Origin of the sequence: Sinomonas cyclohexanicum (genome assembly GCF_020886775.1) — a bacterium.
Lineage (GTDB): Bacteria > Actinomycetota > Actinomycetes > Actinomycetales > Micrococcaceae > Sinomonas > Sinomonas cyclohexanicum.
On record NZ_AP024525.1, the window covers coordinates 3,639,612 to 3,663,851 of the forward strand.

The window sequence follows — 24,240 nt, forward strand, 5'->3', positions numbered from 1 at the left end:
CGCGGGTAAGAGTCGTCATGCTGCTGCACCCGCCGTCTTGGCGTAGGCGCGGGTGACCTCGTCCTTGAGGGACTCCCAGATGTTGCCCTGCAGCTCGAGGAATCGCTCCTCGTGCCGGATCTCCTGCACGTTCCCGCGCGGCCGCGGCAGGTCGATGTCGAACACGTCCTTGACCGAGCCGGGGCTGCTGGTCATGATCACAACCCGGTCGGAGAGCGCCACGGCCTCGTCGAGGTCGTGGGTGATGAACAGGACGGACGGGCGCAGCTCCTCCCACAGCTTGAGCAGCTCGTTCTGCATGATCGCCTTGGTCTGCACGTCCAGCGCGCCGAACGGCTCGTCCATGAGCAGGATGCGCGGATTGTTGATGAGGGCCGCCGCCATGGCGACTCGCTTGCGCATGCCGCCGGAGAGCTGGTGCGGGTAGCGGTCCTCGAATCCGGCCAGGCCGACGCGGCGCAGCCAGTCCCGGGCGAGCTCCGTGGCCTCGCGTCTGGGGGTGCCCAGCAGGACGGGGCCCATCATGACGTTGTGCAGCACGCTCTTCCAGGGGAACAGCGCATCCGCCTGGAACATGTAGCTGACGCCCTTCGTGACGCCCTCTACCGTGCGGCCGCCCACGCGGACCGTGCCCTCGCTCGGGTGCTCGAGCCCGGAGACCTGGGCGAGCGTCGTCGACTTGCCGCACCCCGTGGGGCCCACGATCGAGCAGAACTGGCCCGGCTCCACCGAGACCGTGACGTCCCGGATGGCGGTGAACGTCTCGCCCTTGGGCGTGAGGTACCGCTTGGTCAGGCCGCTGATCTCAATGCGCGAACCGGATTCCTCCGGCGGCGGATTCGATTTAATGACATTCATGGCCCTGTGATAGATCCTTTCAACATGTCCGGTGAGCTGAATCACATCAACTGCCTCCACGGTAGAAAGGGCGGGGTCCCCGGGGCCACGCTTGCGAGTCTTGCGAGGGTTATTAGCCTTCATTCATGTTTTGAGCCTTTTGATCGCCGCGCCCCGGGAGCTTCGCGGTGACGGTGGCCAAGGGCTGGTGGCGTGCGCGCCCGCTCGCCTCGCAGATCCTCCTCTGGGTCCTGGGCCTCCTCATCGCCACGGTCGGCCTCGGCGGCCTCGTCTCCGCGCGCCTCGCGGGCCAGACCCTGGACGACCAGTTCCGTCTCCGGGCCCTCGGCGTCGCCGAGTCCGTGGCCCAGATGCCCGAGATCGCCGCGGACCTCGCGGATCGTGACCCGGCCCACCGGATCCAGGCGATCGCGGAGCAGGTGCGGACGCACGCCCAGACGGACTACGTCGTGGTGACGGATCGGGACGGGATCCGCTTCTCGCATCCCACGCCCTCGCTCATCGGCCAGAAGCTCGAGGAGCCGGTGGCGGTGCTGGACGGCCGGACCCACGTGGGCACGGACCACGGCAGCCTGGGCGACTCGGCCAACGCCAAGGCGCCCATCGTCGACGCGTCCGGCAGCGTGATCGGCCAGGTATCCGTGGGCATCCTCGAGACGACGGTGACTTCGGAGCTCCTCGGCGACGCGGGCACCATCGCTGCATACTCGGCCCTCATCCTGTGCCTCGGCGCCGTCGGCTCCTTCCTGCTCGCCCGCGGCATCAAGCGCGACACGTTCGGGCTCGAGCCGTCCGAGATCGCGTCGCTGCTGCAGGAACGCGAGGCGCTCCTGCACGGCATCCGCGAGGGCATGGTGGGGCTCGACGACGCGGGCCGCGTCACGGTCATCAACACCGAGGCCCGCCGGCTGCTGCACCTCGAGAACACGGCACTCGGGCGGCCCGTCCAGGAGCTCATCCCGGAAGGCCGCCTGCGCGACGTCCTCACCGGTCAGGCCCCGGGCGCAGACCAGTCCGTCATCACGGAGGACTCCCTCCTCGTGGCCAACCGCATGCCGGTGAGCGTGGGCGGCCGCAGCGTGGGCGCCGTCGTGACCCTGCGCGACCGCACCGAGATCGAGGCCCTCATGCGGGACCTCCGCTCGCTGGAGGGGCTCATGGAGGCGCTGCGGGCCCAGGAGCACGAGTACGCGAACCGCCTGCACACCGTGGGCGGGCTCCTCGACCTCGGCGAGGCGGAACAGGCCCGCACCTTCATCTCGGGCATCGCGGACACGTCGCGCTCCCTCGGGGAGGGGCTGCGCGGGCGCATCGAGCCGCCCGAGCTGGCCGCGCTCATCCACGCCAAGATCACCGTGGCCGCGGAGCTGGACGTGCACGTCACGGTGTCCGAGGACTCGCGCCTGCGCGAGCCCGCCGTGGCCACGCAGGATCTGCTCACCATCGTCGGGAACCTCCTGGACAACGCGGTCGACGCCGTCGCAGGGCTCCCCGGGGAACGCGCAGTCACGCTCACCCTCGACGACTCCTCCGGCGTCTTCGTTGCGGTGACCGACACGGGACCGGGGGTGCCCGCGGAGGCGGTGGACGACGTCGTGCGTGACGGGTTCACCACCAAGGCGGACAATCCGGGACGGCCCGAGAGGGCCGGGATGCGTCGCGGGATCGGGCTCGCGCTCGTGGCGCGGATTGTGCGGCGCGCGGGTGGCACGATGGACGTGTTCCCCGGGCCGGGCGGGCGGTTCGAGGTGTGGATCCCGGCGGGTCCGGCAGGCACAGACAAGGGCGAGGAGAGGGAATGATCCGGGTGCTCGTGGTCGACGACGACTACCGGGTGGCACGGCTCCACGCCGCACAGGTCGGCAAGGTCGCGGGGTACGAGTGCGTGGGCGAGGCCCACACCGCCGCCGAGGCCCGGGCGGCGATCGCGCGCGGGCGGCCGGACCTGCTCCTGCTGGACGTCTACCTCCCGGACGAGGACGGCATCTCCCTTCTGCGCTCACTGCGCGAGGCCGGGGAGGATGTGGACGTCATCATCATCACCGCCGCGAGGGACGTCGCGACCGTCCGTGCCGCGATGCGCGGCGGGGCCGTGCACTATCTGGTCAAGCCCTTCGGGTTCGAGGAGCTCGCCGGGCAGCTCGGGGCATACCGGCGGTGGCGGGCGGACGCGGAGTCCCGCAGCGCCATCGGCATCACGGGGCAGACCGACGTGGACGCGCTGTTCGCCTCCCAGCGGGCCGGCGGCGCGTCCGCGCGCCCGGGTCCCGCGGCCGCGCGGCGCCTGCCGCCCACCATGCAGAAGGTCCTCGACGCGGTCCTCGACGCCGGGCGCCCCCTCGGCGCCCAGGACGTCTCTGGCCTCGTGGGCATCTCGAGGCCCACGGCCCAGCGGTACCTCAGCGAGCTCGAGCGCAAGGGCCGGCTCACGCTGCACCTCGAGTACGGCGCCACCGGCCGACCGGTCAACACCTACGTCCCGCGGAGCCCCGGAAATGGTGGCTAACGCGGGGTGACGGCGCCCCCCACCCTGCCGAGCCCACCATTTCCGCGGGCGGTGCGCACGACGGCGCGTGGTCGCCACGCTCGGGCCGGGCGCCCGCCGTCGTGCGTGGGTCAGGCTCCGGCGTCGCCGACGGTGCGGCGGCGACCGGCGAGGTAGCCGAACACCGAGGCGCCCACGCCGATGGCGAGGAACGCGTATCCCGCGAGCGTGAAGGCGCCGGTGGCCTGGTGGATCCCGGCGACGAGGAGGGTGCCGGTGGACCCGACGCCGTAGCCGATGCCCTGCATCATGCCGGAGAGGTTCACGGCGGTGCGGGCTTCGCGGGTGCGGAGCATGATCATGGTGAGGGCGGCCGCGGTCAGGGCGCCCTGGCCGAGGCCGAGGAGTGCGATCCACACCCAGATGAGCTCGAGCGGGCCGAGCACGCTCAGGGCAAACCCGAGCGAGGTCATGACGGCGAGCGTGACGTTGAACGCGCGCTGGTCCCAGAACCGGGCGGCGAGGACCGGCGCGAACAGGGAGCCCAGCACCTGCAGGACGATCGACGCCGAGACCATGAGGCCCGCCGTGGCGCCGTCGATCCCCCGCTCGCGCAGGATCGGGGAGAGCCACGCGAAGACGCTGAACGAGGTCATGGCCTGGAACAGCATGTACAGGGTCACGTGCCACGCCGTCGGGGAGCGCCACACGTTGGCTCCGCCGTGCTCGGCGGTCCGCCGCACGGGCCGCGCCCTCACGGCCACGGGCACGAACAGGAGCGTCACCGCGAGCGCCGGGAACGCCCAGAACAGCAGGGCCGCGTCCCACGAGCCCGACGCCTGGTACACGGGGTACGTGAAGCCCGCGCCGAGGGCGGCGGACGCGACGATGGCGGCGGTGTACAGGCCACCCATGAGCCCGAGCCGGTGCGGGAAGTCCTGCTTGACCTCGCTCGGCAAAATCACGTTGCACAGGCGATGCCGCGCACGCCCGCGCACAGGCACGTGCCGAGGATCAGGCCCGGCAGGTACCCGGCGGATCCCCAGTCGGTGGGCCGGACGAACAGGCCGGCCGTGAGCACTGCCATCGCTCCGAGGAGCACGCGCTTGGGACCGAACCTGCGCGCGAGGACCGGAGCGAGCGGCGCGAACACGCCCAGGAGGGTCACGGGCGCCGTCGTGAGCAGGGAGACCGCCCACTCGGGCACCGAGCCGCTCGCCCTGATCTCGGTCAGCACGGCGGCGAAGCTCGAGAACGCCGTGCGCAGGTTCAGCCCGATGAGCACGAGGCACAGCCCGAGGAACACGAGCCGGCCCCGGGCAGCTCTGGCGGAGGGCGGTGCGTCGGCGGGGTCGGTCACGTGTGGCACGCGTCTGAGCGTATCGGTCAGACCACACGGGTTTCGACTGCGCTCAACCACCGGACAGCCGCCTAGGCTGGTGTCATGAAGATTGCGGTGGTGGGCGGGACAGGCACGGCCGGGTCGCGGGTTGCGGCGCTCGCGCAGGAACGGGGGCACCGTGTGGTCCTGCTGACGCGCAGCGAGGGCGTCAACCTCGTCACGGGCGAGGGGCTCGAGGCGGCGCTTGACGGCGTCGACGTCGCCATCGACGCCTCGAGCCCCACACCGCCGGATGCGAGCATGAGCCGGTTCGACGCCGTCGTGCGCTCGGCACGGAACCTCGCCGACGCGTGCGTGGACGCGGAGGTGCGGCGGATCGTGATCCTCTCGATAGCGAACATCGACAAGCCCGACTTCGACGCGTTCAGCTACTACGTGGCCAAGCGGGACCAGGAGGAGAGCATCCGCGACAGCGGGCTCGAGGTGTCCGTGGTCCGCTCCGCGCAGTGGTTCGAGTTCGCCGAGGGCTCGAGCGCCGTCTCGCCCGGGGACTCCGCCGTGACCGTCCAGGACTGGTACGTCCAGCCGATCGCGGTCGACGCCGTCGCCGAGGTCCTGGTTCGCGAGGCCGAGCGCACGACGGCGCGCGACGTCACCATCGCGGGGCCCGAGCCCATCCGGCTGCCCGACCTCGTGCGGCGGATCCTGGCCGCCCGCCACGATGCGCGGCCCGTGAGCGTGGTGGAGGCCCCGCTGCCCGGTTTCTCGAACGGCGCGCTGCTCGCGCCGGCGGGCGCGGAGATCCTCGGCCCGGATGTGGCAGGCTGGCTCTCCGGCCGGGCTGAACGGCTCGCGTAACCTCGTCAGGGACGGACGGACTACGGGCGGACCCCGGCCGACTGAGCCGCCTCGCCGCTCCAGGCCCTTGAGCCCGCCCGCGCCCGCTGGTAGGCATGGGCCATGCGCTCCCCCACGCTCTCGGCGCTGCAGCCGCCGTTCAGCGCCGTCATCTTCGACCTCGACGGCGTGGTCACCGACACCGCGTCCGTCCATGAGGCAGCCTGGCGGGAGCTGTTCGGTGCGGTCTTGGACGACCCCCGCCTGCCGCGTGGTGCGGATGCGCGGCCGTTCGTGCACGCCGACTACCTCGACCACGTGGACGGCCGGCCGCGCGAGGAGGGCGTCACGGAGTTCCTGCGCTCCCGCGGTATCGAGCTGCCGCCCGGTGACCCGACGGACGGCGCCGAGCAGTGGACCGTCCACGGCCTGGCCGCGCGCAAGGACGGGCTGTTCCGGCGGCGCCTCGACCAGACGGGAGTGGAGGTCTTCCCGGAGACCGCGGACCTGGTCGCGCGCCTGCGGGCGGCCGGCATCCCCGTGGCCGTCGCGACCGCGAGCCGGAATGCGCACCGCGTCCTCGAAGCGGCCCGCCTCGAGGACGCGTTTGACCTCGTGCTTGACGGCATCGAGGCGGCACGGCTCAGGCTGCCCGGCAAGCCCGACCCCGCGGTCTTCCTCGAGGCCGCGCGCCGGATCGGCGTCGACCCGGCGAAGGCCGTGGTGGTGGAGGATGCCGAGGCGGGTGTGCTCGCGGCGCACCGCGGCGGGTTCGGCCTCGTGGTGGGCATCGACCGTGGGGGCGGGCGGCGAGCCGAGCTCGAGGGGGCGGGGGCCGACCTCGTGCTCCGCAACCTGGGCGAGCTCGACCTCGGCCTCGTCCTCGCCGATCCGTGGACCCTCGTCTACGAGGGGTCCGACGCCGAGAACGAGGGGCACCGAGAGGCCCTGACCACCCTCGGCAACGGGTACGTGCGGCGTGCGCGGGCCGCCCCGGAGAGCCGGCGCAGCGGCCCCGGCTACCCCGGCACGTACCTGAGCGGGGTCTACAACCGCGTGGCCAACGTGGTCCAGGGGCAGGAGACCGAGGACGAGCACTTGGTCAACGCCCCCAACTGGCTGCACCTCGATCTCCGCATCCCCGGGGGCGGGTGGTGGTCCGAGGGCGGGCTCACGCTGCGGCATGAGCGGCGCGTGCTGGACCTCGGGGCGGCCCTCCTGCGGCGCGAGGCTGACCTCGAGGACGACGCCGGGCGGCGGCTCCGCGTGGTCCAGCGCCGATTCGTCTCGATGGCCGCGCAGCAGATCATGGCCCTCGAGACCACGGTCACGGCCGAGGGCTGGAGCGGCGAGGTCGAGGTCCGCAGCGGTGTGGACATGGACGTGGCCAACGAGAACGTGCTGGAGGACGAGCTCCTGGCCCGCAGGCACCTCCGCGATGTGACGCCGCCCGGGACGATCGACGGCACGGCCGACTGCAGCGGCACCGACGGGACTGCCGACGTCGTGGCCGAGGCCGAGACGCTGCAGAGCCAGGTGCGCATCGCGGTCGCGCTGCGCCACTGTGTCGATGGGGGAACGGCGGTGGGCGCAGCAGCGGTGGGCGCGGGGACGCCGTCGACCGCGGGAACAGTGGGCGGGCTGCACTACCGCCAGTTCGCCCTGCGGCTGCGCGACGGGGTGCCCGCCCGGGTCACGAAGACAGCAGCCTACGCGACGTCGCGGGACCGGGCGGTCTCATCGGCACGGACCGGCGCGGTCGCCGCACTCGAGCGGGCCGCGGGCGGGTTCGAGGAGCTGCTCGCCGGGCACACCGCGGCGTGGCAGCGGATCCTGCGGCTCTTCACGGTCCGGCTCGACGCCGCCGCGGACGTGCAGCCCGTGCTGAACCTGCACGTCTTCCACGTGCTCCAGACGCTGGCACCGTTCGTCGAGGAGCTCGACGTCGGTGTCCCCGCCCGGGGGCTGCACGGCGAGGGATACCGGGGGCACGTCTTCTGGGACGAGCTCTTCGTGCTCCCACTGATCACCTCCCGCATCCCGGCGGTGGCCCGGGCCCTTCTGGCCTACCGCTGGCGCCGCCTTCCGACGGCGCGGAGGGCCGCCGCGGAGGCCGGGTTCGAGGGCGCCCTGTTCCCGTGGCAGAGCGGGAGCGACGGCCGCGAGGAGACGCCGCGCTGGATCTTCAACCGCCGCTCGGGGCACTGGATCCCGGACGTCTCGCGCCTGCAGCGCCACGTGGGCCTCGCTGTCGGGTTCAGCGCGTGGCAGTACTTCGAGTTCGAGGCGACCCAGGACCGGTTCTGGCTCCTGCGGCACGGCGCCGAGCTCGTGATCGAGGTGGCGCGCCTTGTCGCCTCGATGGCGGAGTACGACGCCGGCGCCGACCGCTTCCACTTGCGCGGAGTCATGGGCCCGGACGAGTACCACACGGGCTACCCCGGCCGCGCCGCGCCCGGGCTCGACGACAACGCGTACACGAACGTCATGGCGGCGTGGGTGTGCGAGCGGGCCTGCCGCTGCCTCAGCACGCTCCAGGGCCATGACCGGGAGGACCTCATGGCGCGCCTCGGGGTCCGAGGCTCCGAGGTGGAGCGCTGGGAGCACCTCAGCCGGAGGATGGCCGTGCCGTTCCACGGCGACGGCATCCTGAGCCAGTTCGCCGGCTACGAGGACCTCGCCGAGCTCGAGTGGGACGCGTACCGCGCGCGGTACCGCAACATCGAGCGGCTCGACCTGATCCTCGAGGCCGAGGGCGACACGACCAATCGGTACAGGCTCTCGAAGCAGGCGGACACGCTCATGCTGCTGTACCTGCTCGGCGAGGAGGAGCTCCTCGGGGTTCTGGCACGGCTGGGCTACGACGTCACGCGGGACCAGCTGGAGCGCACCGTGGTCTACTACCTCGCCCGCACCGCCCACGGCTCGACCCTCAGCCGCGTGGCGCACGCCTCGGTGCTCGCCGGCATGGACCCCGAACAGGCCTGGGAAAGCTTCCGGGACGTGCTCGACGCCGACCTCGACGATACGCAGGGCGGGACGACGCAGACCGGGATCCACCTCGGCGCGATGGCGGGCTCGATCGACGTCGTGCAGCGCACGTTCGCCGGGATGCGCCTCACCGGGAATGCGCTCGTGTTCGCGCCGAGGCTGCCGGGCGAGGTGCGCTCCGTCGGCTTCCGCGTCCGGTACCGCGACCAACTCCTCGACGTGGCGCTCACGCCGTCACGCCTCGGGCTCACCGCCGCACCGGGCGACGCCGCGCCGGTCCGGATCCGCGTCGGGGCCCAGGAGGCGCTCCTCGCGGCCGGGGCGAGCTGCCACTTCACCCTTGGCACCTGATGATCTAGCATTCTGTTGTGCAGAACATTCGAATCGTGAAGCGTCCCGAGTACGCGATCGACTCGGTAGACAAGGCGCTCCAGCTCATCACGCTCCTCCAAGAACGCGAATGGGTGCGGATCGCGGACGCCGCGAGGGCGCTGGGAGTCGCCCCGTCCACCGCGCACCGCCTCATGTCCACGCTCGCGTACCGCGGCTTCGCGCTGCAGGACGACCAGCGCCGCTACTGCGCCGGGCCCGTTCTGGCGGCCGACGCCGGCCGGGCCAGGATCCGCGCGCTCGTGGCCCGCGCGCGGCCCCACCTCGAGACCCTGGCCGCGGAATCCCGCGAGACCGTGAACCTCGTGGAGCGGGTGGGCGTGACGGTGCGGTTCCTGCATTGCGTCGAGGGGCCGCAGCTCCTGCGCGTCGGCAACCGCACGGGCACGGTCCTGCCCGCCCGCACGTCCTCGGGCGGACGTGCTGCGCTCGCCGTGCTCCCCCATGCCACCGTTGACCAGCTCTACACCGGCCGCGGCGCGCAGCTGGGCGGCCACCGGCTCGATGCCGCAGAGCTGGCCGAGCTGCATGACGAGCTCGCACGGACCCGCGCGCGGGGCTACTCTCTCAACCTCGGTCGCACCGAGCCGGAGATCGCCGCCATGGGCGCGGCCGTGGCGCTCCCCCAGCGTCCAGGCGTCCTCGCGGTGACGCTGAGCGCCCCGATCTCCCGCGCCGGGCTCCTCGAGCAGCCCGCCACGGTCGCCGCCCTGCACGCCGCCGCTGACGCCATCCGCCGAGAGCTCGAACACGACCCCGACTACTGAGTTTTCTGTACAACAGAATCTCTTTGCCGGATGGGTGACCACGGTCACTACCCTCGAACAAGCAGGGCAACGTGGCCCGTGAACATTTCTGAGGAGCATCCCGTGCAGTTCTACCTTGACGGCTACCGCCCCGGCGACCCCGAGTTCCGCCCCGCAGCCCCCGGCATCGTGCCCTCCGGCAGCGGCACCCTGCCGGAGGAGGTGGACGTCCTCGTCGTCGGCACCGGCCCGGCAGGCGTGGTCCTCGCTGCCCAGCTGGCCGAGTTCCCCCACATCACCACCCGCGTCGTCGAGCGCCGCGGCGGCCCGCTCGAGATCGGCCAGGCGGACGGCGTCGCGTGCCGCACCGTCGAGATGTTCAACGCGTTCGGCCTCGCCGAGAAGCTCGTCCGCGAGGGGTACTGGGTCAACGAGGCCACGTTCTGGGGTCCGGACGGCACACGCGCCGGCGGTGCGAGCATCACCCGCACGGGGCGCGTCCAGGACGTCGCGGACGGCCTGTCCGAGTACCCGCACGTGATCGTCAACCAGGCCCGCATGCAGGAGTACCTGCTCGAGAAGATGCGCACCTCCCCCTCACGGCTCGAGCCGGAGTACGGCGTCGAGGTCACCAGCGTGGAGGTCCTCCCCGACGGCGGCGACCACGCCGTCAAGGTGACGCTGCGCCGCGAAGGCGGGGACACCGCCGTCGTGCGCGCCAAGTACGTGGTGGGGTGCGACGGCGCCCGCTCGGCGGTGCGGAAGTCGCTCGGGATCGAGCTGCGCGGCGACGCGCGCAACCACGCGTGGGGCGTCATGGACGTGCTCGCGGTCACGGACTTCCCGGACGTCCGCGTCAAGTCGGTGGTCCAGTCGCCGGGCGGCGGCAACCTCCTGATCATCCCGCGCGAGGGTGGGTACCTCGTGCGGTTCTACGTTGACCTCGGCGACCTCGATCCGGCCGACCGCGACGCGCGGAAGCGGTTCACGTTCGACTCGATCGTGGAGGCGGCGCAGAAGGCGCTGCACCCGTACACCCTCGAGGTGAAGTCCACCGCGTGGTGGAGCGTGTACGAGGTGGGCCAGCGGATCGCGGACCGGTTCGACGACGTCCTCGACGCCGAGCGCGGCACCCGCACCCCCCGCGTGTTCATCGCCGGCGACGCGTGCCACACGCACTCGGCGAAGGCCGGCCAGGGCATGAACGTGTCGATGCAGGACGGCTTCAACCTCGGCTGGAAGCTCGCCGCAGTACTCGAGGGCCGCAGCCCGGAGTCACTGCTGGACACCTACTCCGAGGAGCGCCGCGTGATCGCGCAGGAGCTCATCGACTTCGACCTGCGCTTCTCGACCATGATGGCCGCGCACCCCACCGACCCGGCGCACCCCGAGCTGGGCGGCGTGGATCCGGCGGAGAAGCAGCGGATGTTCACCGAGGCAGGCCGTTTCACGGCCGGGTTCGCGACCGAGTACGCGCCCGGCCTGCTCACCGGTTCGGCTGAGCACCAGGCCGTGGCGACGGGCTTCCCCGTGGGGCAGCGCTTCTACTCCGCGCCGGTGATCCGCCTCGCGGACGCCAAGCCGGTGGGCCTGGGCCACGTGGCGCAGGCGGACGGCCGCTGGCGGATCTACGCGTTCGCGGGGGCCGGCAACCCGGCAGCAGCGGACTCGGGGATCGCCCGGCTCGCCGAGTTCCTCAGCGAGTCCGAGGACTCGCCGGTGCGCCGGTTCACGCCCGACGGCGCTGACCCGGATGCCGTGTTCGACGTCCGCGCCGTGCTCCAGCAGGACCACCGCGAGCTCGAGGTCGAGGCTCTGCCGGCGTTCTTCCGTCCGGTCAAGGGCCCGTTCGGGCTCAAGGACTACGAGAAGGTGTTCACCCCTGACCTCAAGGGCGGCCGCGACATCTTCGACGAGCGCGGGATCGACCGCGGGCGCGGCGCGATCGTGGTGGTCCGCCCGGACCAGTACGTCGCGGCCGTGCTCCCGCTCGACGCGCACGCCGAGCTCGCGGGCTTCTTCGCGGCCTTCATGCAGCCGGCGGCTGCGCTGGTGTAGCGCACCGCCGAGGAGTTACCTCCGCGGCGCCGAAGAGTCACTTCCGCACTGCCGAAGAGTCACCTCCGCACCGCCACACGCACGACGGCGCCCCTCACCACCCGTGGTGAGGGGCGCCTCGCGTTGGTGCTCCACAGGGCAGAACGTCCACATTTCAGCAGGCCGGGCCATCCCCCTCAGTAATCCCGAAGTGGGCTCGGACGGTCGCGAGGAATGCGGCGAGCGCAGGCGTGGGATTGCTCTCCCGGGAGTGCACGAGCGTGCCGTAGAGCGGAGGGATCTCCTCGCACAGCGGCTGTACTGCGACATCCCCCGTGAAGTCCGCGACGAACTGCTCGGGCAGGAGGCACACTCCCAGCCCTGCGGGGACGAGCGGGAGCGCGGTCGGCAGAGTCGTGACCTGCTGGATGGACGACGGCCGGAACCCTGCCCCGCGCCAGACTTCCTCGGCCACCTCGACCATGCCCGCGAACCCCGGCGGCGGAGCGGGCACGATCCACGTCTGGTCCGCGAAGTCGCGCGCGGAGGCGGTCTGCCGGGCGAGGGACCGCGGCACGACGAGCACGAGGGGCACCGGGACCAGTCCGAGCACCTCGAGCGTCGGGTGGGCGGCGGCCACGATGAGGGGATCCGACGTCGCGACGAAGCCGGCATCCGCCCCACCGGCGGCGACAACCCTCAGCACCTCGGTCGGATCGGGGTCGGAGATCTCCACAGCGATGCCTGGGTGGGAGGACTTGAAGTCCGCGAGCAGTGCCGGCAAGTGGGACCACATGAAGGTCGGCACGGAGGCCACGGTCACCGTGCCCTCCAGTCCCTGCCCCGTCCGGCGCACCTGATCCTCGAGTCGCTCTGCCCGCTCGAGGAGGTGCCGGCCCTGCTCTGCGAGAAGACGCCCGGCGGAGGTCGGCACCACGCCTCGGGGAAGGCGGTGAAGGAGCGGCGTGCTCAGCTCCCGCTCGAGGGCGAGGATCGCTTGGCTCAGCGGCGGCTGCGTCATGTGGAGCCGCTGCGCCGCCACCGAAACCGATCCGGCCTTGACGACGGCGAGGAAGTACTCGAGCCGGCGCAGATTCATAGTCGAACTGTATATGGGTTGCCCGACTTATTGATATTTGTCATCTGGGAAGGCGGCCGCCACGCTGAATGTGATCCGCAGCACTTCATCCAGTGCACTGCCAGCTCAAGGAGGAGCCCATGGACCGTGCCACGAGGCGTCAGGGCAGATGCCCTGACGCTCCGAGACGCACACGACTGCTCGGCGCCGTCGTCGCCCTCATCTGCGTCCTGTTCGCGACCACGAGCTGCGGGGTGGGCCAAGGCAGCGCCGTGATCATCGGGAAGGACGACGTCATCAAGGTCGGCGTCATCCCCGTGGCGGACTTCGCGCCCGTCTACATCGCGCAGGAGGAGGGCTTCTTCGCCCAGGAGGGCCTCACCGTCAAGACGCAGGTCATGCAGAACGCGGCGGCCATCGCGCCCTCGGTCATCAACGGCCAGCTCCAGTTCGGCACGGCGGCGCTGCCCCCGTTCCTCTCGGCCGTGCATAAGGGGCTCCCCTTGGAGGCGGTGGCCAACGGCACGTCCGCGCTGGCCGATCCCGCCAAGGACCCCTCGGCGATTGTCGCGGTCAAGGGCCGCTCCATCACGCGCCCCAAGGACCTCGAGGGCCACACGGTCGCCGTCAACGCCCTCGGCTCGGTGGTCCACGTCGCCGCTGCAGCAGCCATCTCGAAGGACGGCGGCGACCCCTCGAAGGTGACGTTCGTCGCCATGCCGTTCCCGGACATGATCGCAGCGCTCAGCCGTGGCTCGATCGATGCCGCCTCCCTCGTCGAGCCCTTCCAGGCGCAGGCAGTCGCGGCGGGCGCCACCGTCGTCGCGCACCCCTACTCCCAGGCGCTTCCCGAGGGCACGTTCACCGTCATCTTCACCGCCAGCCCATTCGCCGAGAAGAATCCGGAGACGGTGGCCAAGTTCAAGGCCGCCCTCGATCGGGCAAGCCGCCTCGCGGCCGCAGACCCGTCAAAGGTCGGCGCCGTCCTCGCCAAGTACGGCAAGCTCCCGCCCCAGGTCTTCGCCAAGATCCGCGTGCCCGAGTACACGGACACCCTGAGCGTGCCGGCCATCGAGGGCACGGCCGAGCTCATGGAGGGGCTGAAGTTCCTGCCGGGCCCCGTCAACGTGGAAGGGGCGATCTGGAAATGACCGCAACCACCCTCGCCAGGCCTGCGCGCCGGGCGGCCGCCGCGCAGCCCCGGCGTCCCCGGTTCGCGAGCACACCTGCCGGCCGGTCCGTGCTCGGCACCGTCTCGGTCATCGTGGCCTTCGCCACGTGGGAAGCCATCGTTCGCACCGGCCTCGTCCCGGCCTCGGCCATTCCACCGGCCTCCTCGGTGCTGGCCGAGTTCGCGCGGCAGCTTGGGTCGGGCGCGTACTGGGCGATGCTGTGGGACACCGTCTCCGTCGTGCTGCTCGGCATGGCCCTCATCGTGGTCATCGCCGCTCCCCTCGCACTGCTCATCGGGCTCGTCCGTCCCGTGGAGGAGTCCACGTGGTTCGTCCTCGAGTTCCTCAAGCCGATCCCGCCCGTGGCGCTGATCCCGCTGGGCCTGCTGCTGTGGGGCCCGTCCCCGGGCATGAAGCTCTTCCTGATCGTGCTCGGCGCCGTCTGGCCGCTCCTCACCCAGCTCGTCTACGGGGTGCGCGAGGTCCACGGTGCGGGGACCGATCTTGCGAGGTCGTACCGGTTGGGGTGGTGGCTGACCACGAGCCGCATCGTCGTGCCGTCGATTCTCCCGTTCGCGCTCACCGGTGCCCGCATCTCCGCCGCCATCGCGGTCATCGTCTCCGTGGTCACCGAGATGATCGGCGGAGCCGCCGGACTCGGTCAGGGCATCACCGTTGCCCAGTCCGCCGGCGCGCTTCCGGAGACGTATGCGCTCATCCTCGCAGCCGGGCTCCTGGGGCTCGTACTCAACGCGGGATTCCGTGCTCTCGAGAAGCCCCTGCTCTTCTGGCACCCCTCCGTCCGGAAGGAGGCCGCATGAGCCTCAAGTCCTTGGCCCTGCGCGCGTGGCTGCCCGTGGTGCTGCTCATCCTCTGGTGGATTGCGTCCGCTGGCAGCACCTCGCTGTACTTCCCTCCCCTCGCGGAGATCCTCCGATCGCTCGGGACGGACTGGCTCGGCAGTGGGATCGCCAGTGGCCTCCTCCCGAGCCTCGGCAAGTTCGCCGCCGGCTTCGCCATCGCCGCCGTGTGCGGCGTGGGCCTGGGGCTCGTGATCGGGCTCTCCCCCGCGCTGAGCGCGCTCGCCGAGCCGATCGTGCAGTTCCTCCGCTCGCTCCCGCCGCCCGTACTGCTGCCGATCGGGCTCCTGCTCTTCGGGATCGGGCCCTCCATGAACATCGCGATCATCGCGTTCGGCGCCGTCTGGCCCACGCTGCTGAACACGGTCGACGGCGTCCGGTCGCTCGATCTGCAGGCGCTCGACGTCGCACGCTCGTACCGGCTCACGCTCCGGCAGCGCATCGTGTTCATGATCCTGCCGAGCGCCGGCCCGCAGATCTTCGCCGGTCTGCGCACCACGCTGCAGATCTCCATCATCCTCATTGTGGTCTCCGAGATGGTCGCCTCGGTCAATGGGATCGGGTACCGACTGCTGAACGCCCAGCAGACTTTCGAGGTCACCGACACCTGGGCGGGGACCCTGCTGCTGGGTCTGCTCGGCTACATCGCCGCCTTCCTCTTCATCCGCATCGAACGGCGGGTCCTCCGCTGGCAGTACGGCATGCGCGCCATCTCCGGAAAGGGAGCCTAACCATGTCACAGAGCCTCATGCCCCAGGCCGAGCAGCACACCCAGGCACTCCTCGAGCTGAGGGACCTCAGGAAGAGCTACGGGGACGCTCACATCCTTGCTGGCGTGGACCTCGAGATCCGCCAGGGAGAGTTCGTCTGCATCGTGGGCCCCTCCGGCTCGGGCAAGACGACCCTCCTGCGCTGCATGGCGGGCCTCCAGTCGCCGTCGTCGGGACGCACCGTCTTCGAGGGCACCGAGGTGACCGAGCCGCCCGCCAAGCTCGCCGTCGTCTTCCAGGACTACTCGCGCTCGCTCCTGCCGTGGATGAGCGTGGCAAAGAACATCGCGCTGCCCCTGCGCAACAGGCTGCCGAAAGCCCGCCGCGCAGAGCGCGTCGAGGAGGTCCTCACCGCGGTGGGGCTGGCCGGCAAGGGAACCCTCTTCCCGTGGCAGATGTCCGGCGGGATGCAGCAGCGCGCCGCGATCGCCCGCGGCCTCGCCTACCAGCCGGACGTCCTCCTGATGGACGAGCCCTTCGCCGCCGTCGACGCGCAGACCCGGATCGAACTCGAGGACCTCGTCCTCAAGGTGCGGGACGAGTTCGACATGACGATCGTCTTCGTCACTCATGACATCGACGAGGCCGTCTACCTCGCCGACCGGGTGATCGTCCTCTCGGGCGCGCCGACCACGGTCAACCGGGTGATCGAGGTCCCGCTGCCCACCCCGCGCGACCAGCGCGACACGAAGCTCCTGCCCGACTACGCGCGCCTCCGCGCCGAGGTCTTCGAGCTCATCGAGTCGGCCAAGTCGCACGCCTCCATCCGCTGAACCGCCGCTCATCCTAGGACGCCCCATGATCACCACCTACTCGCCTGAACACACCGCCGACGCCGCCGCCCACCGCACGCGCGTGACCCTCCTGGGAACCGCGGGCGGCCCGCCGTGGTGGGACAACTCGGACCGCACCGGCATCTCCACCGTGATCTCGGTCGGGGACCAGCACTACCTCATCGACTGCGGAGAGGGCTGGGGACCGCAGTTCCGCAAGTCAGGGCTCGGGCCCGCCGGGTTCCAGAAGGGCCTGGACGGCCTGCGCGCAGTCTTCATCACCCACCACCATTCGGACCACACCGTGGACTACCCGAACCTCCTCCTCCTCGCATGGCACAACGGCTCGGACGGCCTCCGGCAGCCCATCCAGGTCATCGGCCCCGGCGACCGCGGCGTCCTGCCGCCGATCTTCGCCGAGGAGAAGCGGGAGCACCTCCCCGAGGTCTTCAACCCCGCCTCCCCCACGCCCGGCCTGACCGAGTCCACGCGGAGGCTCATGGAGGCGTACGCGACGGACATCAACGACCGCATGCGGGACAACGCGAAGCAGGACTTGAGCGAGATCTTCGAGGTCCGCGACATCGAGCTCCCTGCTGGCACCGGCGGCGACCCCAACGGGGACCCGACGCCCGAGATGGACCCCTTCGAGGTGTACCGCGACGAGAACGTCCGTGTCACGGCGATCCTCGTGGACCACCGCCCGGTCTTCCCCGCGTTCGCGTTCCGCTTCGAGACCCCGGACGGCGACATCGTCGTCTCGGGCGACACCGGCGTGTGCGACAACCTCGTGAAGATCTCGGCTGGCGCGGACATCCTGCTCCACGAATGCATCGACATGGACTGGGTCGACGGGCTGATGGGCCCAGGCTCGCCGAAGCCCGACCCCAACCTCATGCAGCACATGCTCGCCGCGCACACCGCGATCGAGGAGGTCGGCCCCCAAGCGGAGAAGGCCGGCGTCGAACACCTCGTCCTGACGCACCTCGTCCCGGGCAACACGCCCCCCGAGAAGTGGGCGAAGGCCCAAGTGGGATTCTCAGGGAACCTGACCGTGGGCGAGGACCTCATGGCGTTCGGGCTCGGTCCCGCGCGACAATAGTCGGCATGGCTGGCTTCAGCGGCGTCCTGCCTGCGGGCTTCACGCGCTTCTCCACCGACGGGCTCCCGGATTCGCACCGGATCCCGGAGTGGGAGGTGCACAACGCGCGCGCCCTCGTGGGGCTCGCGGCGAAGACCGACGGCAGGGCGCCGCTGCGCGCCACCGAGCTCAACCTCGCACTGCCCCGCCTCCAGCTGGCACGGGTGAGCGGCACGCCGCACCGGGTGGAGCGCGACGAGTCGCACATCTCCGCGCACCCCGCGCGGGGGATCGTGGCCTACTTCGCGCTCCAGGGCTCCGGGACGTTCTACCACCGGCACGGCTGCGAGACGGTGGCCCCGGGCCAGGGGATCGTCGTCGACGCCGACCAGCCGTTCGAGCGCGGCTTCGCGGACGGCCTCACCGAGCTCGCACTCAAGGTGCCGCGCGCCGCCGTCGTGCGCCTGCTGGGCTCCCCAAATCTGGCCCGGCCCCGCCTCTTCGACTTCCGGGCCGGTGCGCACGACGCCGGTCCAGCAGCTCCCGCCGCCCGGCTCGCCGGCGCGCTCGGGGCGGCGCTGAGGGGGCGCGCCGTCGCGTGGGACGAGTTCGAGGACGAGCTGATCGGCCTTCTGGGCGCGGTCCTCGCCCACGGCGGCGCGCACGACGGCGCCGGCCACTTCCGCGCCTCCCTCGCCGTGATCGCGGCCCGCCACAGCGACCCGGCACTCGACGCGGCCTCCATCGCGGCGGCGGTGGGTGTGTCCGAGCGGCAGCTCTCCCGCATCTTCTCCTCCGAGGGCACGAGCGTGCCCAGCGCCGTCATGGACGCCCGGCTGGCTGTCGCGAACCGACTCCTCATGGCGCCGGAGCACGCCGACCTGCCGATGGCCGAAGTCGCCGCCAGAACAGGCTTCGCCTCCCAGGCCCAGTTCTCGCGCAGCTACCGCCAGCGCTACGGACTGCCCCCGCTGCGGCACCGCCGCGAGCTGCTCGCGGGCTGACGAGCCGGTGAACCACGAAGCATCCCACGAACAGCGGTCTGGACTGTCCGTGGGATGCACGTGCGTTGGCCCTCGCCCACGCCCTCCACGGCCATACCAGCCTCACGGTCACTGCCCCCGCGCTCAACACCGTCCAGGAACTCTCCGACTCCCCCGGTATCCAGGTCGACTGTCTCGGAGGCCGGCTCCGGAGCGTGAGCCAGACCTTTGTCGGGCCGCTCGCCGAAGCCGCCCTCGAACGCATGACGTTCGACAGGGTGTTCCTCGGCGCGGACGCGGTCACCGCCCGGCCAGCGTCCCTTCCACGCGTGGGTACGCCTGCCACTTCCCTGGACGCTGGTCACCGACGCCAGCGCGGACCCCGATCAGGTCGAGCTCTTCCGACGTGCGGGCACGCAGGTCCAAACCGTACCGGTCGAGCACGCGGCCCCTCGTGGCGATCTCCTCCGAGAAGAAGTGGGCTGACCAGCGGTCTGGTTCCGGTCCTGATGCGTTTTTGACGGAATCCGCCGTGATGCCGCGCACCCCGTCCTGTGGCCCCGATCACGGCGGACGATTGCTGACAGGAACCGGCACCGGCGCCGGCTCGAACGCAAGGAGCATCATGGTTGTCTTCAACGACGGCGTGGCGGAGACCGCGACGCCAGAGACCAATGTTGTCGAGACCGACGTACTGATCGTCGGCTCCGGCCCCGCGGGATCGTCCGCGGCCCTGTTCCTGTCCTCGCTCGGGATCGCGAACATCATGATCACCAAGTACCGCTGGACGGCGAACACCCCGCGGGCCCACATCACCAACCAGCGGACCATGGAGATCTTCCGCGACCTCGGCATCGAGGAGCAGGTCCTCGCGGAGGCCACTCCGCACCACATGATCGGCGACACGGTGTTCTGCACCTCGATCGCCGGGGACGAGATCGGCCGCATCCTCACGTGGGGCACGCACCCCGCCCGGCATGCCGACTACGAGCTCGCCTCGCCGTCGCTCAACTGCGACATCCCGCAGACCTACCTCGAGCCGATCCTCGTCAAGAACGCGACGATGCGCGGCACTCAGACGCAGTTCTCCACCGAGTACATCTCCCACGAGCAGGACGCCGACGGCGTGAACGTGCGCGTGCTCAACCGGCTCACCGGGACCGAGTACACGATCCGCGCCAAGTACCTCATCGGCGCGGACGGCGCCCGCTCGAAGGTCGCGGCCGACGTCGTGCTTCCGTACGAGGGGCAGATGGACATCGCCGGATCCATGAACATCACGTTCAAGGCGGACCTGGCCAAGCTCGTGGGGCACCGCCCCTCGGTCCTGTACTGGGTGGTGCAGCCGGGCTCGAACATCGGCGGAATCGGCGCCGGCCTCGTGCGCATGGTGCGGCCGTGGAACGAGTGGCTCATCGTCTGGGGCTTCGACATCACCCAGGGCACGCCCGAGGTGACCGAGGAGGACGCGCTGCAGGTGGTGCGGAACCTCATCGGCGTGCCGGATCTCGACGCCGAGATCACCGGCATCTCCCTGTGGGGCAACAACGAGCAGTTCGCCACGGCCCTGCAGAAGGGCCGCGTCTTCTGCGCCGGAGACGCCGTCCACAAGCATCCGCCGAGCAACGGGCTCGGCTCGAACACGTCCATCCAGGACTCGTACAACCTTGCGTGGAAGATCGCGGCCGTGCTCAAGGGCCAGGCCGATCCGAGCCTCCTGGACACGTACACCGCCGAGCGGGCGCCGGTGGCCCGGCAGATCGTGACCCGCGCGAACCAGTCGGGGCGCGAGTTCGTGAAGCTCTTCGAGGCGCTCGGCCTCACGGAGGCCGAGACGGAGGAGGAGATGCGCGCGGCGATCGAGTCCCGCAAGGACGCGACGCCGGAGGGTGCGGCCAAGCGCGCCGCCGTCCGGGAGGCGATGGAGCTGAAGAACTACGAGTTCAACGCGCACGGCGTGGAGCTCGGCCAGTACTACCGCTCCGCGGCCATCGCCGGCGACGGCACCGAGCGCCCCGCGCCGACCCGCGACCCGGAGCTGTACTACGAGCCCTCCACCGATCCCGGCGTCCGCCTCCCGCACGCGTGGGTCGGCGACTGGGTCAACAAGGTCTCCACGCACGATCTTGCCCCGTACGGCCAGTTCACGTTGTTCACCGGCGTCACGGGCGAGGACTGGACTACCGCTGCGCAGAAGGTCTCGGACCAGCTCGGGGTGAGGGTCGACGCCGTCGTGATCGGTCCCGGACGCGAGGTCACCGACCTGTACTTCGACTGGGAGCGGCTGCGCGGCGTCGCGGAGGACGGCGCCGTCCTGGTCCGCCCCGACAAGCACGTGGGCTGGCGCTCGCAGACACTGCCGACCGACCCGGAAGCGGCGCTGCGCGCCGCCATGGAACAGATCCTCGGACCCGCCGCACCGGCGGACGCCGCACCAGCAGAAAACGGAGCAATCGCATGAGCCTGACCTTTGACCACGTGACCCTCGGGCAGCGGGTGCTGTTCGGGTCGGGGAAGGCCGCCGTGAACCTGGCCGCGGAGGTGGCCCGTCTCGGCTCGGAGCGGGTGATGGTGATCGCCTCCGAGTCCGAGCTGCCGATGGCCAGGGACGTCGCGTCGGGGATCGAGGTGGCGCTGTGGCACGACGAGGTGGTCATGCATGTGCCGGTCGAGGTCGCCGAGCGTGCCCGGGCCGCCGCGGCAGAGGCGGGGATCGACCTCATCGTCTCCGTGGGCGGGGGCTCCACGACGGGCCTGGCCAAGGCCGTGGCCCTTACGTCCGGGATCCCGATCGTGGCGGTCCCGACCACCTACGCGGGCTCGGAGGCGACCAACGTGTGGGGCCTGACCGAGGGCGCCCGCAAGACCACCGGAGTGGACGAGCGCGTCCTGCCCGCCACCGTGGTGTACGACGCCGCGCTGACCCTCACGCTGCCCGTCCCCCTCTCGGTGGCGTCAGGGCTGAACGGGATGGCGCACTGCGTGGACTCGCTCTGGGGTCCCCGGGCGGACCCGATCAACGCCGCCATGGCCGCCGAGGGCATCCGCGCCCTCGCCAACGGGCTCCCGGCGATCGTAGCCGATCCGACCGGGGCCGAGGGCGCCCCGGGGCGGGAGCAAGCGCTCTACGGGGCGTACCTGGCCGCGGTCTCGTTCGCCTCGGCCGGATCCGGGATGCACCACAAGATCTGCCATGTCCTGGGCGGGACGTTCAACCTCCCCCACGCCCAGACCCACGCGACCGTGCTGCCGTATGTGCTCGCGTTCAATGCCCCGTACGCGCCCGAAGCCGCCGGGCGGATCGCCGCCGCGTTCGGCACCGCCGATGCGCTTGAGGGCCTCCAGGCCCTGCGGGAGCGGCTCGACGCACCCCGCGCCCTGGCCGACCTCGGCTTCAGCGAGGCCGGGATCGCCGAGGCCGTGGCCGTCGCCCTGCCCGCGATCCCCGCGAACAACCCCCGCCCCGTGACGGAGAAGAACCTCACCGCCCTGCTGCGCGCGGCCCTGACCGGCGAAGACCCCAAGACCCTCACCGACGAGCTCGACTGAGAGGACCAGACATGACCACGAACCCCACCGCCGCCCCCGGCACCGAGCCCGGCCACGCGCCGTCGCCCGCCCCGCCGGTCTCCCCGGAGCAGGCCGCGATCGAGCAGGCCCTCACCGACCAGGTCGTCGCGTCCTTCGCCGGCGCCCCGGACCCCCGCCTGAGGTACCTCATGGAGGCGCTCACCCGCCACCTCCACGCGTTCATCCGCGAGGTACGCCTCACCGAGGACGAGTGGAACACCGGCATCGAGTTCCTCACCGCCGCCGGCCACATCACCGACGACCGGCGTCAGGAGTTCATCCTGCTCTCCGACGTCCTCGGCGCCTCCATGCAGACCATCGCGGTGAACAACGAGGCCGTGCCCGGCGCTGCCCACCCGGCCACCGAGGCGACCGTCTTCGGGCCGTTCTTCGTCAACGACGCCCCCGAGATCCCGAGCGGCGGGGACATCGCCGGCGGTGCGCACGGGCAGCCGTGCTGGGTCGAGGGCACCGTCACCGACACCGACGGCAACCCCGTCCCCGGCGCCAGGATCGAGGTCTGGGAGGCCGACGACGAGGGATTCTACGACGTCCAGTACACCGATGGACGCGTGGCAGGGCGGGCGCATCTCTTCTCGGACTCCGAGGGGAAGTACGCCTTCTGGGGACTCACCCCCACCCCGTACCCCATTCCCCACGACGGCCCCGTGGGCAAGATGCTCGCCGCCACCGGGCGGTCCCCGGTGCGCGCGTCCCACCTGCACTTCATGGTGACCGCCCCGGGCCAGCGCACCCTCGTGACGCACATCTTCGTCAACGGCGATCCGCAGATCGAGATCGGTGATTCGGTGTTCGGCGTCAAGGACTCCCTCATCAAGGACTTCCACCACCAGCCCGCCGGAACCCCCACACCCGACGGCCGCACCCTCGACACGGGCTGGGCGCGCACCACCTTCAACATCGTCCTCGCCCCCGCCGACGCATAGCCCACCCGTTGTGGGGTCTCTGGCGCACCGTTGTGGGGTCTATGGCTTGTCAAAGACCCCGAAGCCACCCGCCAGAGACCCCGCAACCACCCGCCAGAGACCCCTCAACGGTCGGAAGTGACCCCTCACGCTAGAGGGCGGCGCTGACCCGGCCCCCCTCGGCCTCGAGCCAGACGAGCCGGCGCTGGATCTTCTCCCCCACCCCGTCCTCCCACATCCGCGCCCAGCCGCCTCCCAGCGTCTGGGCGCGGTGGCGCATGAGGTGCCAGGACCGCTCCGTCCGCCGGACCGCCGTCGGGACGAAGAGGGTGCGGGAGGCAGCGTCGAGCCCGTAGGCGTCCGCGACCAGCCCGGTACGCACGACGGCGTCCACTCCCCTGAGCGCCTCGCTGCGGTCCTGCTCGGGAGACAGCGGGGCCCAGTGGAAGCACAGGTTGATGACCTCGTCGAGGCGCGTCGCGGGGCGGACGAGGTCGAAGTCGATGAGGGCCACGGCCTGACCGTCGCGGAACACGACGTTCTCGGGCGTGATGTCCAGATGGCCGATGAACCGCTTGGCCCCTGGAGGCGCCTCGGGTTCGGACGGGATGCCCGGAAGCTCGGGCGGGGCGACCACCTCGAGGAGGTGGTCCGGCGGCGCGAAGCCGGCCACGGCGTCGTCGTACGCGCGGAGCAGGCGTGCCACCGAGGCGAGCCGAGCATCGGAGGCGAGCCACGGGGGGTGCGGACGGCCGGCAACCTCGCCTTGAATGAAGGTGAGGACCTCGCGGCCTCGCTCGTCGAGGCCGAGGAAACGCGGGGCGCCGTCGAACCCGACGGCCTCGAGGTGCGCCAGGACGGCGTGGACGAGGGGCGAGTGGGGGCCCACGGGCCGGCGGACGGTATCCCCGACGCGGACGATCCCCTCGGTCACGTCGCCCCCCGGCAGCGGGACCTCCGGCAGCGGGACCTCGGGCAGGGGGACCTCAGTGCTCGTCGTAGTGGTGCTCGTGCTCGGCGTGCTTGTGGCCGTCGTGGACGTAGTCCACGTGGTCGCCGTGCTGGACCTCCTCGTGGCCGCAGCCGGGCTCGTGCCTGTGGTCGTGGACGTTGTGCTCGGCCACGTGCTCGTGCTCGTCGTAGTGGTCGCCGTGGAGGAAGTGGTGGTGGTCGTCGTGCACGTAGTCGACGTGGCTCCCATGCTGGACGGGCTCGTGGCCGCACCCGTCCCCGTGCTCGTGCTCGGCCACCGTGTGGCTCTCGTGAACGTGCGTCTTCGTCATCGTGGCAGGCCCCTTCACCTCGTGTCCGTGGCGGCCCGGCAGCTCGCCGAGCGCTTGC

At 71.3% G+C, this 24,240-nt stretch carries 20 protein-coding genes and 1 pseudogene; 16 read left to right on the top strand and 5 right to left on the bottom strand.

Annotation, left to right across the window (positions count from 1 at the left end; all coding sequences use genetic code 11):
- Nucleotides 1-15: 15 nt before the first annotated feature.
- Complete coding sequence (locus SCMU_RS17190; protein ID WP_229230312.1) at nt 16-858, bottom strand: ABC transporter ATP-binding protein; 843 nt, start codon at nt 856-858, stop codon at nt 16-18.
- A gap of 167 nt (nt 859-1,025) precedes the next feature.
- On the opposite strand from SCMU_RS17190, the gene SCMU_RS17195 reads away from it, so the two are divergent.
- Both SCMU_RS17195 and SCMU_RS17200 read left to right on the top strand, forming a co-directional pair.
- Nucleotides 1,026-2,660: an ATP-binding protein gene (locus SCMU_RS17195; protein WP_229230313.1), complete on the top strand. Its 1,635-nt coding sequence runs from the start codon at nt 1,026-1,028 to the stop codon at nt 2,658-2,660.
- Nucleotides 2,657-3,364 carry a response regulator gene (locus SCMU_RS17200; RefSeq protein ID WP_229230314.1) on the top strand — a complete coding sequence of 236 codons (708 nt, stop codon included), beginning with the start codon at nt 2,657-2,659 and terminating at the stop codon, nt 3,362-3,364. Before SCMU_RS17195 ends, SCMU_RS17200 begins: the two co-directional genes overlap by 4 nt.
- A gap of 110 nt (nt 3,365-3,474) precedes the next feature.
- On the opposite strand, the pseudogene SCMU_RS17205 reads toward SCMU_RS17200, so the two are convergent.
- Nucleotides 3,475-4,712 (bottom strand): annotated as a pseudogene (locus tag SCMU_RS17205) (MFS transporter).
- A gap of 75 nt (nt 4,713-4,787) precedes the next feature.
- Between SCMU_RS17205 and SCMU_RS17215 the strand changes: the two are divergent.
- The 4 genes from SCMU_RS17215 to SCMU_RS17230 all read left to right on the top strand — a co-directional run bounded on the left by SCMU_RS17215 (nt 4,788) and on the right by SCMU_RS17230 (nt 11,707).
- Nucleotides 4,788-5,543, top strand: coding sequence for an SDR family oxidoreductase (locus tag SCMU_RS17215; RefSeq protein WP_229230317.1), 756 nt, complete (start codon nt 4,788-4,790; stop codon nt 5,541-5,543).
- 102 nt (nt 5,544-5,645) lie between these two features.
- Nucleotides 5,646-8,864 (top strand): beta-phosphoglucomutase family hydrolase, encoded by a 3,219-nt coding sequence (locus tag SCMU_RS17220; protein WP_229230318.1) that lies wholly within the window; start codon nt 5,646-5,648, stop codon nt 8,862-8,864.
- A gap of 35 nt (nt 8,865-8,899) precedes the next feature.
- Entirely contained in the window at nt 8,900-9,670 is a 771-nt protein-coding gene (locus tag SCMU_RS17225) for an IclR family transcriptional regulator (RefSeq protein ID WP_229230319.1), read from the top strand.
- Nucleotides 9,671-9,772: 102 nt separating this feature from the next.
- Nucleotides 9,773-11,707: an FAD-binding monooxygenase gene (locus SCMU_RS17230; RefSeq protein ID WP_229230320.1), complete on the top strand. Its 1,935-nt coding sequence runs from the start codon at nt 9,773-9,775 to the stop codon at nt 11,705-11,707.
- Nucleotides 11,708-11,861: 154 nt separating this feature from the next.
- Here the strand turns inward: SCMU_RS17230 and SCMU_RS17235 are convergent, their stop codons facing one another.
- Nucleotides 11,862-12,785, bottom strand: a complete 924-nt coding sequence (locus SCMU_RS17235; RefSeq protein ID WP_229230321.1) for a LysR family transcriptional regulator — start codon at nt 12,783-12,785, stop codon at nt 11,862-11,864.
- A gap of 119 nt (nt 12,786-12,904) precedes the next feature.
- Between SCMU_RS17235 and SCMU_RS17240 the strand changes: the two genes are divergently transcribed.
- The 10 genes from SCMU_RS17240 to SCMU_RS17280 all read left to right on the top strand — a co-directional run bounded on the left by SCMU_RS17240 (nt 12,905) and on the right by SCMU_RS17280 (nt 22,920).
- Entirely contained in the window at nt 12,905-13,915 is a 1,011-nt protein-coding gene (locus SCMU_RS17240) for an ABC transporter substrate-binding protein (protein WP_229230322.1), read from the top strand.
- Nucleotides 13,912-14,757, top strand: a complete 846-nt coding sequence (locus SCMU_RS17245) for an ABC transporter permease (protein ID WP_229230323.1) — start codon at nt 13,912-13,914, stop codon at nt 14,755-14,757. The genes SCMU_RS17240 and SCMU_RS17245 overlap by 4 nt, the downstream gene beginning before the upstream one ends.
- Complete coding sequence (locus SCMU_RS17250; protein WP_229230324.1) at nt 14,754-15,527, top strand: ABC transporter permease; 774 nt, start codon at nt 14,754-14,756, stop codon at nt 15,525-15,527. The genes SCMU_RS17245 and SCMU_RS17250 overlap by 4 nt, the downstream gene beginning before the upstream one ends.
- A 2-nt stretch (nt 15,528-15,529) precedes the next feature.
- On the top strand, nt 15,530-16,339 hold the full coding sequence (locus tag SCMU_RS17255; RefSeq protein WP_229230325.1) for an ABC transporter ATP-binding protein: 810 nt from the start codon (nt 15,530-15,532) through the stop codon (nt 16,337-16,339).
- A gap of 25 nt (nt 16,340-16,364) precedes the next feature.
- Nucleotides 16,365-17,441 (top strand): MBL fold metallo-hydrolase, encoded by a 1,077-nt coding sequence (locus SCMU_RS17260; RefSeq protein ID WP_229230326.1) that lies wholly within the window; start codon nt 16,365-16,367, stop codon nt 17,439-17,441.
- Nucleotides 17,442-17,446: 5 nt separating this feature from the next.
- On the top strand, nt 17,447-18,424 hold the full coding sequence (locus tag SCMU_RS17265; RefSeq protein ID WP_229230327.1) for a helix-turn-helix transcriptional regulator: 978 nt from the start codon (nt 17,447-17,449) through the stop codon (nt 18,422-18,424).
- A gap of 65 nt (nt 18,425-18,489) precedes the next feature.
- Nucleotides 18,490-18,924 carry a DeoR/GlpR family DNA-binding transcription regulator gene (locus SCMU_RS21045; protein WP_371829608.1) on the top strand — a complete coding sequence of 145 codons (435 nt, stop codon included), beginning with the start codon at nt 18,490-18,492 and terminating at the stop codon, nt 18,922-18,924.
- A 104-nt stretch (nt 18,925-19,028) separates the two neighbouring features.
- Nucleotides 19,029-20,864 (top strand): FAD-dependent oxidoreductase, encoded by a 1,836-nt coding sequence (locus tag SCMU_RS17270; RefSeq protein WP_229230328.1) that lies wholly within the window; start codon nt 19,029-19,031, stop codon nt 20,862-20,864.
- Nucleotides 20,861-21,952 (top strand): maleylacetate reductase, encoded by a 1,092-nt coding sequence (locus SCMU_RS17275; protein WP_229230329.1) that lies wholly within the window; start codon nt 20,861-20,863, stop codon nt 21,950-21,952. Before SCMU_RS17270 ends, SCMU_RS17275 begins: the two co-directional genes overlap by 4 nt.
- Nucleotides 21,953-21,963: 11 nt before the next feature.
- Complete coding sequence (locus SCMU_RS17280; protein ID WP_229230330.1) at nt 21,964-22,920, top strand: hydroxyquinol 1,2-dioxygenase; 957 nt, start codon at nt 21,964-21,966, stop codon at nt 22,918-22,920.
- A gap of 130 nt (nt 22,921-23,050) precedes the next feature.
- Here the strand turns inward: SCMU_RS17280 and SCMU_RS17285 are convergent, their stop codons facing one another.
- Nucleotides 23,051-23,833, bottom strand: a complete 783-nt coding sequence (locus SCMU_RS17285) for a phosphotransferase (RefSeq protein ID WP_229230331.1) — start codon at nt 23,831-23,833, stop codon at nt 23,051-23,053.
- A 52-nt stretch (nt 23,834-23,885) separates the two neighbouring features.
- On the bottom strand, nt 23,886-24,182 hold the full coding sequence (locus tag SCMU_RS17290; protein ID WP_229230332.1) for a hypothetical protein: 297 nt from the start codon (nt 24,180-24,182) through the stop codon (nt 23,886-23,888).
- Nucleotides 24,183-24,240 lie beyond the last annotated feature (58 nt).

Excerpts from the sequence above, each read along its gene's own strand:
- SCMU_RS17270 (WP_229230328.1), top strand. The coding sequence starts at position 19,029 with ATGGTTGTCTTCAACGACGGCGTGGCGGAGACCGCGACGCCAGAGACC.
- SCMU_RS17190 (WP_229230312.1), bottom strand. The coding sequence starts at position 858 with ATGAATGTCATTAAATCGAATCCGCCGCCGGAGGAATCCGGTTCGCGC.
- SCMU_RS17260 (WP_229230326.1), top strand. The coding sequence starts at position 16,365 with ATGATCACCACCTACTCGCCTGAACACACCGCCGACGCCGCCGCCCAC.
- SCMU_RS17245 (WP_229230323.1), top strand. The coding sequence starts at position 13,912 with ATGACCGCAACCACCCTCGCCAGGCCTGCGCGCCGGGCGGCCGCCGCG.
- SCMU_RS17240 (WP_229230322.1), top strand. The coding sequence starts at position 12,905 with ATGGACCGTGCCACGAGGCGTCAGGGCAGATGCCCTGACGCTCCGAGA.
- SCMU_RS17250 (WP_229230324.1), top strand. The coding sequence starts at position 14,754 with ATGAGCCTCAAGTCCTTGGCCCTGCGCGCGTGGCTGCCCGTGGTGCTG.
- SCMU_RS17275 (WP_229230329.1), top strand. The coding sequence starts at position 20,861 with ATGAGCCTGACCTTTGACCACGTGACCCTCGGGCAGCGGGTGCTGTTC.
- SCMU_RS17220 (WP_229230318.1), top strand. The coding sequence starts at position 5,646 with ATGCGCTCCCCCACGCTCTCGGCGCTGCAGCCGCCGTTCAGCGCCGTC.
- SCMU_RS17290 (WP_229230332.1), bottom strand. The coding sequence starts at position 24,182 with ATGACGAAGACGCACGTTCACGAGAGCCACACGGTGGCCGAGCACGAG.
- SCMU_RS17215 (WP_229230317.1), top strand. The coding sequence starts at position 4,788 with ATGAAGATTGCGGTGGTGGGCGGGACAGGCACGGCCGGGTCGCGGGTT.
- SCMU_RS17280 (WP_229230330.1), top strand. The coding sequence starts at position 21,964 with ATGACCACGAACCCCACCGCCGCCCCCGGCACCGAGCCCGGCCACGCG.
- SCMU_RS17235 (WP_229230321.1), bottom strand. The coding sequence starts at position 12,785 with ATGAATCTGCGCCGGCTCGAGTACTTCCTCGCCGTCGTCAAGGCCGGA.
- SCMU_RS17265 (WP_229230327.1), top strand. The coding sequence starts at position 17,447 with ATGGCTGGCTTCAGCGGCGTCCTGCCTGCGGGCTTCACGCGCTTCTCC.
- SCMU_RS17200 (WP_229230314.1), top strand. The coding sequence starts at position 2,657 with ATGATCCGGGTGCTCGTGGTCGACGACGACTACCGGGTGGCACGGCTC.
- SCMU_RS17255 (WP_229230325.1), top strand. The coding sequence starts at position 15,530 with ATGTCACAGAGCCTCATGCCCCAGGCCGAGCAGCACACCCAGGCACTC.